Origin of the sequence: Flavobacterium panici, from assembly GCF_903819335.1 — a bacterium.
In the GTDB taxonomy this organism is placed as follows: Bacteria; Bacteroidota; Bacteroidia; order Flavobacteriales; family Flavobacteriaceae; genus Flavobacterium; species Flavobacterium panici.
Genome location: NZ_CAIJDE010000029.1, coordinates 297,905 through 312,426, shown reverse-complemented (window position 1 = coordinate 312,426; position 14,522 = coordinate 297,905). Strand labels below are relative to the sequence as shown.

The following is a 14,522-nucleotide window of genomic DNA, read 5'->3' as shown; positions in this document are numbered from 1 at the left end:
TATATTTTAAAAAGACATGAGCGCGAATCAGACATTCATACACGATAATTTTCTGTTAGAAAATAAATATGCTGAAGAGTTGTATCACAATTACTCTAAAAATCAGCCAATTATTGATTATCATAATCACCTAAATCCGCAGTTTATTGCCGAAGACAAGATTTTTGATAACATTACAAATGTATGGATTAATGGAGATCACTATAAATGGCGCGCCATGCGTACATTAGGAATCAACGAGCAGTTTGTAACCGGAAATGGTTCAGATAAAGATAAGTTCTTAAACTGGGCAAAAACAGTTCCGTACACAATGCGTAATCCTTTGTACCACTGGACACATTTAGAATTAGCGCGCTATTTTGATATTTATGATTTGCTGAATGAAAAAAATGCAGAGAAAATCTATATCGAAACGACTGAGAAAATAAATTCTCAGGCATACAGCACACAAAACCTTCTTAAAAAAGTAAACGCTGAATTAGTTTGTACTACTGAAGATCCAATTGACAGTTTAGAGTTTCACCAAAAACTGGCAAAAAATCCAATTGGAACTAAAATGAGTACGGCTTTCAGACCTGATAAAGCCATCTTAATTGCTAATGATGGTTATAATGCATATCTGGACACATTAGGGGATGTGTCCGGAGTTGCAATTAATACTTATGCTGATTTACAAACTGCATTAAGAAACAGAATTGAATTTTTTAATGCAAATGGCTGTAAATTAAGTGACCACGGTTTAGATCAGATTTATTTTGAACAATTTACAGAATCTGAGATTAATACCATTTTCAAAAAGAAAAGAGAAAACAGAATTCTAAGTTCAGAAGAAGCTTTAAAATTCCAAAGTGCTGTTTTATTGTTTTTATCTGAAACTTATCATGAATTTGGATGGGTACAGCAGTTTCACTTAGGTGCTTTGCGTAATAATAATGCTCGTATGCACAGAATTTTAGGTCCAGATACAGGATGGGATTCTATTGGAGATTATCCGCAGGCACAAAAACTGTCAAGCTTTTTAAATGCTTTAGACAGTAAAGATAAATTGTCTAAAACTATTATTTATAACCTAAATCCGGCTGATAACGAAGTTATGGCAACGATGATTGGAAATTTCAACGACGGAAGCGTTCGCGGAAAAGTACAATTTGGTTCTGGATGGTGGTTTTTAGATCAAAAAGACGGAATGACAAAGCAGTTAAACGCGCTTTCAAATATGGGATTAATCAGCTGTTTTGTTGGAATGCTGACAGATTCAAGAAGTTTCTTATCATTTCCAAGACACGAATATTTCAGACGTATTTTATGTAATCTTTTAGGAGATGAAATCAAACGCGGAGAACTTCCAAACGATATGGAATGGATAGGAAAATTAGTTGCCGACATTTCATATAATAATGCTAAAGAGTATTTCAAATTTTAATTTTTTTTAACCATTAAGGCATTAAGAAAATTAAGTTTTGGGTTTGAATAGTTACTTAATAATAAAAAGATAATTAAGCTAGTATAGGCTTAATAAACTTAACCTTTAATCGCAAAGAGAACATAAAGTACAGCTTAATTTTCTTAATGCCTTAATGGTTAAATTAAAAATATAAGAAATGAGTAGAGTAGTTGCATTTGGAGAAATCATGCTGCGTTTATCGACAGAAAGACATTTACGTTTTTCGCAATCTACAGCATTTGGTGCTACGTACGGAGGCGGAGAATTTAATGTGTGTGTTTCTTTAGCTAATTATGGTGTAAATGCCGAATTTGTTACAAGATTACCTGAAAATGAAATTGGTTCATCAGCATTAAAAGAAATGCGAAAAATGAATGTCGAAACCAAAAACATTGTTTATGGAGGAGAACGTTTAGGAATCTATTTTCTGGAAACCGGAGCAGGAACACGCGGAAGTAATGTAGTTTACGATCGTGCACACAGTGCAATGGCAACTATTGAAAAAGGCCAGATAAACTGGGGAAAAGTTTTAGAAGGAGCAGAGTGGTTTCATTGGAGCGGTATTACTCCTGCTATTTCTCAAACTGCTGCAGAAGCTTGTTTAGAAGCTATTAAAACAGCTCATAAACTAGGAATCAAAATTTCCTGTGATTTAAATTACAGATCAAAATTGTGGCAGTACGGAAAAACGCCAAGTGAAGTAATGCCGGAAATGTTACAATACTGCAATGTTGTTTTAGGCGATATTGACACTGCTTATTTCATGTTAGGAATTCCAAAGGAAAACCCTAATTATCAGGATGAGGAATCGCTTCCGGTTTTATACTCAAAGTTGTTTGAATTAATTCCGAATTTAAAAATTGCAGCAACAACGCTTCGTTATTCTGTAAGTGCATCGCACCAAAGAATTGGGGGTATTTTATTTGATGGAAAAACAATTCATCAGGCAGCTGTAAAAGAAGTTACGCCAGTTGTAGACCGAGTAGGAAGCGGTGACGCTTTTATGGGCGGATTGATTTATGGATTGTTAGAATATCAAAATAATAACCAGAGAGCATTAGATTTTGCAGTAGCAGCTTGTTGTTTAAAACATACAATTGCCGGCGATTACAATTTTGTTACTTTAAAAGAAGTTGAAAATATGATTGATGGTGATGGTTCTGCATTAGTATCAAGATAATTAATTAGAGATATGGCAAAATATTCAAGAATAGAGGTTGCGCAGACAATGAAGGATAACGGAATGGTGCCGTTGTTTTTTCATTCGGATATTGAATTAAGTAAAAAAGTTTTAAAAGCTTGTTACGACGGAGGTTCCAGATTAATGGAATTTACCAGCAGAGGTGACTTTGCACATGAAGTTTTTGGAGCTTTAAATAAATATGCTTTAGCAGAATTACCGGGAATGATCTTGGGTGTTGGTTCTGTTACCGATGCTGCTGCGGCTTCATTGTATATGAGTTTAGGAGCTAATTTTATTGTAACTCCGGTATTTAGAGAAGATATTGCAATTGCCTGTAACCGCAGAAAAGTATTATGGTCGCCAGGCTGCGGAACACTTACTGAAATTGCAAAAGCAGAAGAATTAGGCTGTGAAATTGTAAAATTATTTCCTGCTGACATTTACGGGCCAGAATTTATCAAAGCCATAAAAGGACCTTGCCCATGGACAAACATTATGCCTACAGGAGGTGTTTATCCAACAGTTGAAAGCTTAAGTTCTTGGTTGAATGCAGGAGCAACTTGTGTTGGTTTAGGATCACAATTGATTTCAAAAGATATATTAGACAATAAAGATTTCGATGGTTTAACTACTAAGGTTAAACAGGTTCTTGACATTATAAAAGATATTAGAAAATAAATAAGGAGTAATCATGCCAATCCTTATTTATGCGTTTTTTTTAGATTTTAGAGATTGTAATTGAGCATTACGCTTGAAAAATAAATCTTGTCACTCCTCACAGCAAGATCTATTTTAATTACGAGTGTAATGTTTCATTTACAATGTATTAAAATGTCAATAAGGTATTAAGTGGTTATTTAAAACACTTTAAAGCAAAAATTAAAATGGAAAAAATTAACAGATCAAATTCAGAGTTTTCAAACAGGCTTCCTATTAAAATAGTTCAATTTGGAGAAGGTAATTTCTTAAGAGCTTTTGTAGAATACGCTATTCAGAAATTAAACCAAAATGCAGATTTTAATGCCGGAATCGCTGTTGTTCAGCCTATTGATAAAGGGTTGGTGAATATGATCAATGCGCAGGATGGTTTATACACTTTGTTTATGAAAGGTGTAAAAAAAGGCGAGGAAATTCAGGAAAAAGAATTGATAACTAATATTGTAAAAGCAGTTGATCCTTATGCTTCTTTCAACGAATATTTATCTTTGGCAAAAGAAGAAGAATTAGCTTTTATTATATCAAACACAACAGAAGCAGGTATCGAATACATCGCTTCAGACTTGCCTACAATGCAGCCTCCTGTATCTTTCCCTGCAAAATTAACCGTACTTTTACATGAAAGATTTAAACATTTTAATGGTGCTGCTGATAAAGGATTAACAATTATTCCTTGTGAGTTAATCAATTATAATTCAGATACTTTAAAAGAAGTTATTTTAAAATATTGTACAGACTGGAAATTAGGTCAGGACTTTGTTTCGTGGCTTTTAAACAGCTGTTCATTCCACAATACATTAGTTGACAGAATCGTTCCGGGATATCCAAAAGATCAAATTGAAGAATACAACAGTCAGTTAGATTATAAAGACGATTTGATTGTAAGTGCTGAAAGTTTCTTTTTATGGGTTATTGAAGGTGATGATGAATTGAAAGCAAAACTTCCGTTTGAAAAAACAGATCTTGATGTAAAAATCGTTGAAGATATGCAGCCTTACAGAACACGTAAGGTGAGAATTTTAAATGGAGCGCACACTGCAATGGTGCCGTTTTCATTACTTTACGGAAACGAAACTGTAAAAGAAACCGTTGATAATGCTTTTACAGGAGAATTCATTAACCAAGCTGTTTTTGAGGAAATCAACGAAACCTTAAACATGGATAAACAAGAACTGGCAAGTTTCTCTGAAGAGATTTTAGACCGTTTCAGAAATCCGTTTATCAAGCATTTATTATCATCAATTGCTTTAAATTCAATTTCGAAATTTAAAGTTCGTGTTTTACCAAGTTTAACAGGATATGTTGATATTCACAAAACACTTCCGGTTCATTTAACTTTTGCATTTGCCGCTTTAATACGTTTCTACAAAGGAACTTGGAACGGACAAAGTTTGCCGGTAAATGATAGTGAAGATATTGTTTCGTTTTTTGATGGTTTATGGAAATCAGATGATTATGAAAAAATAGCGAGATTGACTTTGCAAAACAAAAGTTTTTGGGATGAAGATTTAACTGAAATTCCGGGCTTAACAAAAGCGATTACAATTGCCTTAGAAGAAATTGATGCAAATGGAATTGAAGCTGGTTTTGCCAGGTTTCAGGAAAGAATAAAATAAAAAAAAGCAAAAAAACAAAAAGCAAAAAGAATAAGGATTATGGCAGCGCAGAAAAAATTGATAAAAGTTCATCCAACCGACAATGTTGCGGTTGCTTTGGTGAACCTTACAGCTGGCGAAGTAATTGATTTCGAAGGAGAATCAGTTACGGTTGAGACAGATGTAAAAATGAAACATAAGATTGCAATGGTTCCTTTTAATATAGGAGACAGAATCATTATGTACGGAGTTTTAGTAGGGAAAGCTAGTGCAAAAATCGAAAGAGGAGGATTGCTTTCTACTGAAAATGTAAAACACGAAAGTGATAAAGTTACTGGTAAAACAGAAACGATTGGCTGGACTGCTCCAAATGTTGACAAATGGAAAGACAGAACATGGCAGGGTTATCACAGAGAAGACGGACAAGTTGGAACTGAAAATGTTTGGTTGTTCTTCCCGTTAGTATTTTGTGAAAACAGAAACATCGAAATCTTAAAAGATATTTTTGAGAAAGAATTAATGAAACCTAAAGAAAATGATTACCAATTGTTATTGCGTTCTTTAGTGAAATCAGAAACTGGCGGTGCCGGAAATCAGGAAGCTTCAAACGATGCTAACTTATTCAATAATATTGAAGTAAAATTCATTACGCACCAAGGCGGCTGCGGCGGAATTCGTCAGGATTCTCATAGTCTGGCTAAATTATTGGCAGGTTATGTAAACAATCCAAACGTTGCCGGAGCAACTGTTTTGAGTTTAGGATGTCAAAATCTTCAAATTCAAATCTTCAAAGATGCTCTTGATGCCATAAATCCAAACAGTAAAAAACCTGTTTTAATTTATGATCAGCAGTCAATTGGAACGATTGAAACGATGTTGAGCAGTGTGGTAAAAGACACTTTTGAAGCGATTAAAAAAGCAAACGAAATAAAAAGAGAACCAGCTCCATTATCGAAACTAAGAATAGGTTTAGAGTGCGGTGGATCTGACGGATTCTCTGGAATTTCTGCAAACCCAACTTTAGGTGTAACTTCAGATTTACTGGCTGCTTTAGGCGGAACTACCATTCTTTCTGAATTCCCTGAATTATGCGGAGTAGAGCAGGAATTAGTAAACAGATGTGTTGAAGACGAAGGCGGAAAACGTTTCTTAGACTTAATGCAATGGTATGAAAAAACAGTTGTTGATGCAGGTTCAGGATTTGATATGAATCCGTCTCCGGGTAACATTAAAGACGGTTTGATTACCGATGCCATGAAATCTGCAGGAGCGGCTAAAAAAGGTGGAACTTCGCCAATTACAGGAGTTTTTGATTATGGTGAATATATCACTAAACCAGGTTTAACTTTGCTTTGTACGCCAGGAAATGACGTGGAATGTACAACAGCAATGGTAGGTTCCGGAGCAAACATGGTATTGTTTACAACAGGTTTAGGAACACCAACAGGAAATCCAATTGCGCCGGTTGTTAAGATTTCTTCTAACACACAATTAGCAAACAAAATGTCGGACATTATCGATATTGACACCGGAGGAATCATCACCGGAGAAAAATCAATCGATGAAATGGCAGATGAAATGTTAGAGTTTATTATTGATGTTGCCAGCGGAACAATCAAAACCAAAGCAGCGTTATTAAACCAAAACGACTTCATCCCTTGGAAAAGAGGAGTATCGCTTTAGTTTTTAGTTACAAAGGTACAGAGATACAAAGTGACAAAGGTTTATATGTAGAGACGTACAGCAGTGCGTCTTTTTTTTATTTTTTAACCATATAAGTTATATAAGTAAATTTAAGTTTGATTCTTAAAACATAGCAATAAAAAAGCAGCTCTTTATGGAGCTGCTTTTTTATTCTAAGTATATTCTAAAATGAACTTATATAACTTATATGGTTTTAAAAAAAAACTAAAAGGTGCTTCTTGACGAAGATTTGCGGATATGTAGTTCTGGTGCTAGAACTACCTTTTTTTCGATTTTGATGGTTTCTGTTTTGTCAACTTGTTCCAAGAAAACGCGCGCGGACATTTTTCCCATTTCAAGCGGAGACTGATCTACAGAAGTTATTGATAATTCCATGAATTTGGTGAAAGGTTCATTACTGAAACCAGCTACACAAAACTCTTTCGGGATACTGATATTTCTTTCTTTTAGTTCCTGAATGGCGCCTAATGCAGCAAAATCACTCGCAGAAAATATAGCATCCGGCGGCGTTTCTAATTGTAAAAGTTTATCAACCGCTTCTTTTCCGGCTTCTACGGCACTTTTAGTGTAAATAACATATTCTTCTTTAAAATCTATTCCGTGATCCAGCAAAGCTTGTTTATAGCCTAAAAACCTGTTTTTAAAGATTTCCAGCGACTGATCTCCAGAGAAATGTGCAATTTTTCTACAACCCTCATTAATTAAATGTTTGGTCGTTAAATAACCGCCTCTAAAGTCGTTTATCGTTACAGAACTTACACCTTCAATATGTTTGCTTCTATCGAAAAAAATCAGCGGAACGTTTTTTTGAAGTACATACTGAAATGCAGCATCGTTTTCGTCGGTTACATCGGTTACAGACATTAAAATTCCGTCAACCTGAGCATCAATTAAAGTATATAAGTTTTCGTTTTCTCTCTTTTTGCTTTCATGCGTCTGGCAAATAATTACCTGATAACCATGAGGGTGCAGTTCTTCTTCAATTCCCCTGATCACAGAGGCAAAAAAGTTACTGTCTATACGCGGTACAATCACGCCAATATTGTTACTTCGGCCGCTTTTTAATGCTAAAGCAAGTTTGTTTTGCTTGTAGTTCATTGAGGCAGCGGTTTTAATAACCAACTCACGAGTGCTTTCTTTTATCTTCGGGTTGTTATTCAACGCTCTGGAAACAGTAGCTGCAGTGATATTTAATTTTTCGGCAATATCATAAATGGTTACTTTTTCGCTCATTAAAAAGGGTTTTTACAAGTTAAATTCTTAGACAAAAATACATTTTTTTTAGATAACCTAATATTTAATGTTATCGATTACCGTAACGAATTACTACAACGTTTTTTATTTTACAATGATAATAAATTACAATAATTTTTGCATTAAATGTAATTATAATTCTTAATAAAAATTAAAAATACAATAAATTTCTAAATAAATTTGGTTGGATGGAACATATTTTCTACTTTCGTGTAATCGATTACATGATTATTCATGATTTTTCAATGTTTACCTGAAATTCTACAAAAATGATTATAAACAAGGTTATAGCGTATAAATCAATTGTTTTTGCCAGTATAATGGTTGTTTTGACTATATCCTGTGCTAAAAAAGTTGCGAGTGCCTCTGAATCTGATCCGTGGAAAAATATGGAATTGACCATAAAAACCCTTCCTCAAACAAAATTTCAGGATAAAACCTATAATATAAACGATTTTGGAGCTGTTGCAGATGGCAAAACTTTAAACACTTTGGCATTTGAAAAAGCTATTAAAACCTGTGCTGAAAATGGCGGCGGAAAAGTATTGGTTCCAAATGGAAAATACTTAACCGGAGCGATTCATTTAGAAAGCAATGTAAACCTGCATTTAGAAGATCATGCTGAAATTCTTTTCAGCTTAAATCCAAAAGATTATCCAATCGTTCATACTTCGTGGGAAGGAACAGAAGTAATGAACTATTCTCCGCTTATTTATGCTAAAAATAAAACCAATGTTGCCGTTACCGGAAAGGGTACTTTAAACGGTCAGGCAGACAGCACAAACTGGTGGATTTGGTCTGGCGGAAAAGGATACGGCTGGAAAAAAGGAATTCCGTCTCAAAATGATCCGGCAAACCGCGAGGTTTTAGTAGATATGGCTGAGAAAAATATTCCGGTTTCAGAAAGAATTTTTGGAGAAGGAAGATATTTACGTCCCAACTTTATCGAGTTTTTTGAATGTAATACTGTTTTGGTAAAAGACATAACGGTTATCAATTCACCTTTTTGGATTCTGCATCCCATAAAAACCAACAACATTATTATCGACGGTGTAACGGTAAACAGCCACGGACCAAACAATGACGGCTGCGATCCTGAATATTCTCAAAATGTAATAATCAAAAACTGCACTTTCAATACGGGCGATGACTGCATTGCCATTAAAGCCGGACGTGACGCCGACGGAAGAAGAGTAGCGATCCCGAGTAAAAACATCATTGTTCAAAACTGTAAAATGATCGACGGTCATGGCGGAGTTGTAATTGGAAGCGAGATTTCTGCCGGAGTGAATAATGTCTTTGTAGAGAATTGTGTAATGGACAGTCCAAACTTAGATCGTGCCATTCGCATTAAAACCAATTCAAAAAGAGGCGGTGTCATTGAAAATATTTTTGTTCGAAACCTTGAAGTAGGAACGGTAAAAGAATGTGTTTTGCTCGTCACCATGTTTTATAACGTGTATGGCTCCCAAACGGGAAATTTTATACCAACGGTACGAAATATAAACCTCGAAAATATTACAGTAAAAAACAGCGGAAAATTTGGTGTTTTGGCAGAAGGTTATCCAGAATCTCCGATAGAAAATATTACGCTGAAAAATGTAAAAATCGAAAAAGCTGACTCAGTTTATTCCTTAAAAAACGTAAAGAATATCAATTTTATAAACACTTATATCAATGGAAAAAAAGTAAACAAATAAAAACTAATAACTATAACATTTAACCAAACCACGAAACCACTTATGAAAATTAAACAACCATTAAAGAAAAAAACAAAATACAACCTTGTATTTTTATTTTTCCTGAATTTCCTGCTGTGCAATACGATAAACGCACAGTCTACAACAATAGAAGGAAAAATTACAGATGCTTCAGGATTATCGCTTCCAGGCGTTAATATCCAGGAAAAAGGAACTAAAAACGGAACTTCGACAGATTTTGAAGGAAGTTTTAAAATAAACGTAACCAATAGCAAAGCTGTTTTAATAATAAGCTATTTAGGTTTTCAAACGCAGGAAGTAAGCGTTGCCGGAAAAACAAGAATTGATGTAAGCCTTGCAGAACAATCAAATTCATTAAACGAAGTTGTAGTTGTGGGATACGGTTCTGTAAAGAAAACAGACCTTACAGGATCTGTAAGCACCATCAGCGCGGCAACAATTACGGAAAGAAATACAACCAGTGCACTTGAAGCCATTCAGGGAAGTACACCCGGAGTTACGATTTCGTCAACTTCAGGACGTTCCGGTGACGGATTTAAAGTCGTTATTAGAGGAAATAACTCTTTAGTTGGATCGTCTCCTTTATATGTTGTAGACGGAGTTCCGGTTGATAATATTGACTTTTTGAATCCACAGGATATTGCAAGAATGGACGTTTTAAAAGATGCTTCATCAGCAGCAATTTACGGTTCAAGAGGAGCCAGCGGTGTTATTATTGTTACAACAAAAAGCGGTGCCAACGTAAAATCAGGAATCAATGTAACTTTTGATTCTTCTTACGGAACAAAAACGGCGGCAAGATTACCAAAAATGATGAGCGGAGAAGAATGGTGGAAATTTCACCAAGTAGCTTATATGAGCGCAACTCCGGCAACTCAGACTCCTGCTCAGCTTGCAGCTTTAGCGGGAAATCAAAGTCCGTTATTAGTTTCAAGAGCCAACAACGGTTACAATTTTGACTGGGCCGATGCGGTTCTAAAAACAGGAATGACACAAAATAATTACTTAAATGTTACAGGTCGTTCAGATTCTGGGTTGAGCTACAATTTAGGATTCGGGATTCAAAGTGATGAAGGACTTATAGACAATGATGGAACTGATAAATATTCTTTTAAATTAGGATTAAATCATAAAATAAACGACAAATTTACAACGGGTGCAAACGTTACCATTGCTCGTGTTGACACGCAGTTAGGAAGTGATTTAGCGATGCAGGACGCTTTTAGACTTAGTCCGTTAATGTCGCCTTGGGCAGTTGATGCCGCTGGAAATGAAAGAGTAGGAACTTTATTTTTTCTTCCGGGAAAACTAACTTATCCTGATGGTTCGTGGGCAATTAATAAAACCAGTGCGGTAAATCCGTTAATGGAAATTGCCAATTCTTCGCAGACAGAAAAAACTTGGCAGACTGTTGGAAATGTTTTCTTTCAATACCAGGCTTTAAAATGGCTTTCGTTTAAAACCACGTTTTCTGCAGGAATAGAAAATACCGTTACAAGCGCAGCTTATGGCGCACAGTCAAATGCCGGAGTTACCTTAAACGGAAAAAATTCGGCATCCATAAAAAACTTCAACAACTTCAATTATACTTGGGACAATCAAGTTGATTTGAAACATACTTTTGCCGAAGTTCATGATTTTAGTGTTTTATTATTGCAGAGTTTGTATTCAAATGTTGATGAAACTTCGTATTTGTATTCTAATAATCAGCCTTTTGATACAGGATCAAACAATATGGGATCTGGAGTTCAGACCAGTTATAATATTAGTTCAGGATATCAAAAAAATACATTAAGTTCTTATGCTGTTCGTTTAAACTATACGTTCAAAGACAAATATTTATTGACTGCTTCTACAAGATGGGACGGTTCATCTGTTTTATCAGAAGGCAATAAATGGCAGAGTTTCCCTTCTGTAGCTTTAGGATGGAAAATCAGCAAGGAATCTTTCTTAGCAAACAGTAATGTAATTTCAGACTTAAAACTTCGAGCGAGTTTAGGTTATACAGGAAACGACAACGTAGCGCCTTATACTTCTCAGGCTTTATTAAATCAGCAGACTTTTTATGCAAACGGAGCAAATGTAGTTTCGGGCTGGCAGTCAGAAAATTTGGCGAATCAGGATTTAACCTGGGAAAAGACACGAGAATTAAACTTTGGTCTTGATTTCGGTTTCTTAAAAAACAGAATTTCGGGAAGCGTTGATGTTTATGACAGATTATCAGATAAATTAATCTACAAACAGCAATTACCTGCAGAAAGCGGTTGGAAAAATACTTTTGCAAACGTTGGTTCTGTAAGTAATAAAGGTGTCGAAGTTTTATTAACGACAAAAAATATCAAAAGCGAAAATGTAAACTGGGAAACGACTTTTACTTTTACTAAAAACGTAAACAAATTAGAGTCAATTTACAATCAGGATAAAGTTAGCGATATTGGAAATAAATTAATTTTGGGTTCAGAATTAAACCCAAATTACAACTACGTTTACGATGGTGTTTGGCAGGAAAGCGAAGCAGCACGTGCAGCATCTTACGGACAAGCTCCGGGACAGGCAAGACCAAAAGACTTAAATGGAGATGGAAAATTTAATCAGGATGACAGAACGGTTATTGGAAACGCAAATCCGGATTGGCAGGGAAGTTTATATTCTAAACTGACTGTTGGTAATTTCGATTTCAATTTTTCAGTTTTGACAAGTCAGGGACAAACGGTTTTAAGTACTTTTCACCAAAACTTTGCTGATGTAAGTGACAGAGGACGTCAAAAATTGGCAATGGATTATTTTATTCCAACAAACGGTACAGGTATCGAAGCCAATGCCAATAACACAAACCCAAGACCAGGGCCGGTTGCAACGGGTGCGGGAGCTTACTGGACTTCTTTATTTGGGTACTACAGAGATGTTTCTTACGTAAAAATCAAAAATATATCTTTAGGTTATACACTAAATTCAGAATTATTGGAAAGACTTAAAATCAGTAATTTGAGAATTTATGTAAATGTTTTAGATCCATTTGTATTTACAGATTTTGATGGATATGATCCAGAATGGGCCGCTTCTCCTTTTGGGGTAAACCGTCCGGCATCTGTAACAACGCAATTGGGATTAAGTGTTAAATTTTAATAAAGATATCAAATGAAAAAAATAATAATAATATTAGGAATTGCTGCCTTGTCTTTAAATTCATGCAGCAATTATATAGAAGAAGAAAGTCTTTCGAATGTTCCTGCCGATGCTACTTATAAAACAGCATCAGGATATCAGTTATTGATCAATACCAATTATGCATGGCTTAAAAGTATTTACGGAGGAAATCCGTGGTTATTTGAAGCAGGAACCGATATGTACGCCGAAGGAAGAACGCCGGAACCAGCAGGTTTAAGCCAGTATGCACTTTTGATTCCTTCTTCAGATAACGTTGCAGATTTGTACACACCTTGTTATCAGTTAATTCAATCTGTAAATAAAGCCGTTTATTATTCGGCAATAACAGAACAAACGGCTAATTTGAACACTTTAGTAGGCGAAGCTAAATTTTTGAGAGCACAAGCTTATTTCTTGTTAGTTCAGACTTATGGCGGAGTTCCAATTGTAAATGAAAATATTACAACACCGGTTTTATCTTTTCATAGAAATACGGCAGAAGAAGTATATACACAGATTATTTCAGATTTAGATACAGCTTTGGCAAGCGTAGGAACGAACTCGTACAGCACAACCGGAAAAGTAAACAAAAGAGCGGTAAATGATTTATTAGCAAAAGTGTATTTAACGAGAGGATATGAAACGTTTGGCAAAGCCGATGATTTTGCAAAAGCAGCAGCTTATGCTGATGCAGCAATTGGCGGACAAACTTTAGCGCTTGCTTTCGATCAGTTATTTAAACCCGGAAACGATTTAAATGCCGAAACTATTTTCTCTGTACAATACGATAAAGCTTCAACAAGCACAGACCCAACAAAATTGGGTAACAATCAGTTTTATTATTTCAGTTCGTATTTAGGCGGTGCAGAAACGGGCGCGCCATTAAGAAGTTATAATTTATGTCCAACTGATTATGCTTTAGGTCTTTATGAAAAAGGAGATAAAAGATGGGAAGGGACTTTTATGACAGAAATCTTAGAAGGTCCTGAAACTACAAACGGTGTTACAAAAAACGTGTTGTATTATCCATATTACAGAAGCACAAATCCGGCTTCATTAAAAGTGAGACATTTTTACGAGCCAAAATGGTTTACACCAGCAGACAGAACAGCTTGGGAAACAGCAAATGCAGCCAGAAAATCGGCAACGTTTGTGTACCATCCTTGGGGAGAATATTCTGCAGCGCATACTTTAATTAAAAACTTAGATTGTTATACGATTCCGGTAAAGAAATTTGACGATCCGGATCCTACAACGCCTTCAAGTACAGGACCAGTAAGTACAAGGGATATTATTGTTTCAAGATTGGGAGAAACGTATTTAATCGCTGCCGAAGCCTATTTAAAAGCAGGACAGCCGGGAACTGGTTTAGACCGTTTAAACGAAGTGAGAAGAAGAGCCGGAGTTGCAAATGCTACATTAGCTGAGTTCAACATCGATTACATTTTAGATGAAAGAGGTAGAGAATTGTTAGGAGAATACAAACGCTGGTTTGATTTAAAACGTACGGGAACATTAGTTGCAAGAGCATCGGCTCATAATTATAAAATTAAGGCCGCAAATTTTGTTGGTGTTGGCGGACAACTTAAAATTTTAAGACCAATTCCGCAAGTGGCATTGGATTTAAACCAGAATAAAGATTTTCCTCAGAATCCTGGTTATTAATAATTTGTTAGTTTTTTGAGACTATTAGTTTTTTTGAAGAAGTTAAGGAGGAGTTTGACCTAAGTGTCGGACTCCTTTCTGACTAAAAAGTA

9 protein-coding genes are annotated in these 14,522 nt (G+C 35.4%); 8 read left to right on the top strand and 1 reads right to left on the bottom strand.

Annotated elements, in window-relative coordinates:
- Positions 1-16 precede the first annotated feature (16 nt).
- The 5 genes from uxaC (at position 17) to FLAPXU55_RS04220 (ending at position 6,622) form a co-directional block, all read left to right on the top strand.
- The gene (gene uxaC / locus FLAPXU55_RS04240; RefSeq protein ID WP_180856722.1) at positions 17-1,423 is read left to right on the top strand and encodes a glucuronate isomerase; all 1,407 of its coding nucleotides are present in this window, start codon (positions 17-19) and stop codon (positions 1,421-1,423) included.
- Between the two features lie 178 nt (positions 1,424-1,601).
- Positions 1,602-2,624 (top strand): sugar kinase, encoded by a 1,023-nt coding sequence (locus tag FLAPXU55_RS04235; RefSeq protein ID WP_180856721.1) that lies wholly within the window; start codon positions 1,602-1,604, stop codon positions 2,622-2,624.
- Between the two features lie 12 nt (positions 2,625-2,636).
- The gene (locus FLAPXU55_RS04230; protein WP_180856720.1) at positions 2,637-3,305 is read left to right on the top strand and encodes a bifunctional 4-hydroxy-2-oxoglutarate aldolase/2-dehydro-3-deoxy-phosphogluconate aldolase; all 669 of its coding nucleotides are present in this window, start codon (positions 2,637-2,639) and stop codon (positions 3,303-3,305) included.
- Positions 3,306-3,511: 206 nt separating this feature from the next.
- Positions 3,512-4,960, top strand: coding sequence for a tagaturonate reductase (locus FLAPXU55_RS04225; protein ID WP_180856719.1), 1,449 nt, complete (start codon positions 3,512-3,514; stop codon positions 4,958-4,960).
- Between the two features lie 39 nt (positions 4,961-4,999).
- Positions 5,000-6,622 (top strand): UxaA family hydrolase, encoded by a 1,623-nt coding sequence (locus FLAPXU55_RS04220; RefSeq protein WP_180856718.1) that lies wholly within the window; start codon positions 5,000-5,002, stop codon positions 6,620-6,622.
- A 225-nt stretch (positions 6,623-6,847) separates the two neighbouring features.
- Here FLAPXU55_RS04220 and FLAPXU55_RS04215 read toward each other — a convergent pair whose 3' ends face one another.
- A complete protein-coding gene (locus FLAPXU55_RS04215; protein ID WP_053471997.1) occupies positions 6,848-7,876 on the bottom strand; it encodes a LacI family DNA-binding transcriptional regulator in 1,029 nt (342 codons plus the stop codon).
- Positions 7,877-8,166: 290 nt separating this feature from the next.
- Between FLAPXU55_RS04215 and FLAPXU55_RS04210 the strand changes: the two genes are divergently transcribed.
- Genes FLAPXU55_RS04210 through FLAPXU55_RS04200 form a run of 3 tightly spaced genes read left to right on the top strand, consistent with a single transcriptional unit; the run spans position 8,167 to position 14,430 of the window.
- Complete coding sequence (locus FLAPXU55_RS04210; RefSeq protein ID WP_180856717.1) at positions 8,167-9,597, top strand: glycoside hydrolase family 28 protein; 1,431 nt, start codon at positions 8,167-8,169, stop codon at positions 9,595-9,597.
- Positions 9,598-9,639: 42 nt separating this feature from the next.
- Entirely contained in the window at positions 9,640-12,744 is a 3,105-nt protein-coding gene (locus FLAPXU55_RS04205; RefSeq protein WP_180856716.1) for a SusC/RagA family TonB-linked outer membrane protein, read from the top strand.
- A 12-nt stretch (positions 12,745-12,756) separates the two neighbouring features.
- Positions 12,757-14,430, top strand: a complete 1,674-nt coding sequence (locus FLAPXU55_RS04200) for a RagB/SusD family nutrient uptake outer membrane protein (protein ID WP_180856715.1) — start codon at positions 12,757-12,759, stop codon at positions 14,428-14,430.
- The last annotated feature ends 92 nt before the right edge of the window (positions 14,431-14,522 follow it).

Bases quoted from the DNA above. Each gene is read 5' to 3' on its own strand.
- FLAPXU55_RS04235 (WP_180856721.1), top strand. From the start codon at position 1,602: ATGAGTAGAGTAGTTGCATTTGGAGAAATCATGCTGCGTTTATCGACA.
- FLAPXU55_RS04200 (WP_180856715.1), top strand. From the start codon at position 12,757: ATGAAAAAAATAATAATAATATTAGGAATTGCTGCCTTGTCTTTAAAT.
- FLAPXU55_RS04230 (WP_180856720.1), top strand. From the start codon at position 2,637: ATGGCAAAATATTCAAGAATAGAGGTTGCGCAGACAATGAAGGATAAC.
- FLAPXU55_RS04205 (WP_180856716.1), top strand. From the start codon at position 9,640: ATGAAAATTAAACAACCATTAAAGAAAAAAACAAAATACAACCTTGTA.
- FLAPXU55_RS04225 (WP_180856719.1), top strand. From the start codon at position 3,512: ATGGAAAAAATTAACAGATCAAATTCAGAGTTTTCAAACAGGCTTCCT.
- FLAPXU55_RS04220 (WP_180856718.1), top strand. From the start codon at position 5,000: ATGGCAGCGCAGAAAAAATTGATAAAAGTTCATCCAACCGACAATGTT.
- FLAPXU55_RS04215 (WP_053471997.1), bottom strand. From the start codon at position 7,876: ATGAGCGAAAAAGTAACCATTTATGATATTGCCGAAAAATTAAATATC.
- FLAPXU55_RS04210 (WP_180856717.1), top strand. From the start codon at position 8,167: ATGATTATAAACAAGGTTATAGCGTATAAATCAATTGTTTTTGCCAGT.
- uxaC (WP_180856722.1), top strand. From the start codon at position 17: ATGAGCGCGAATCAGACATTCATACACGATAATTTTCTGTTAGAAAAT.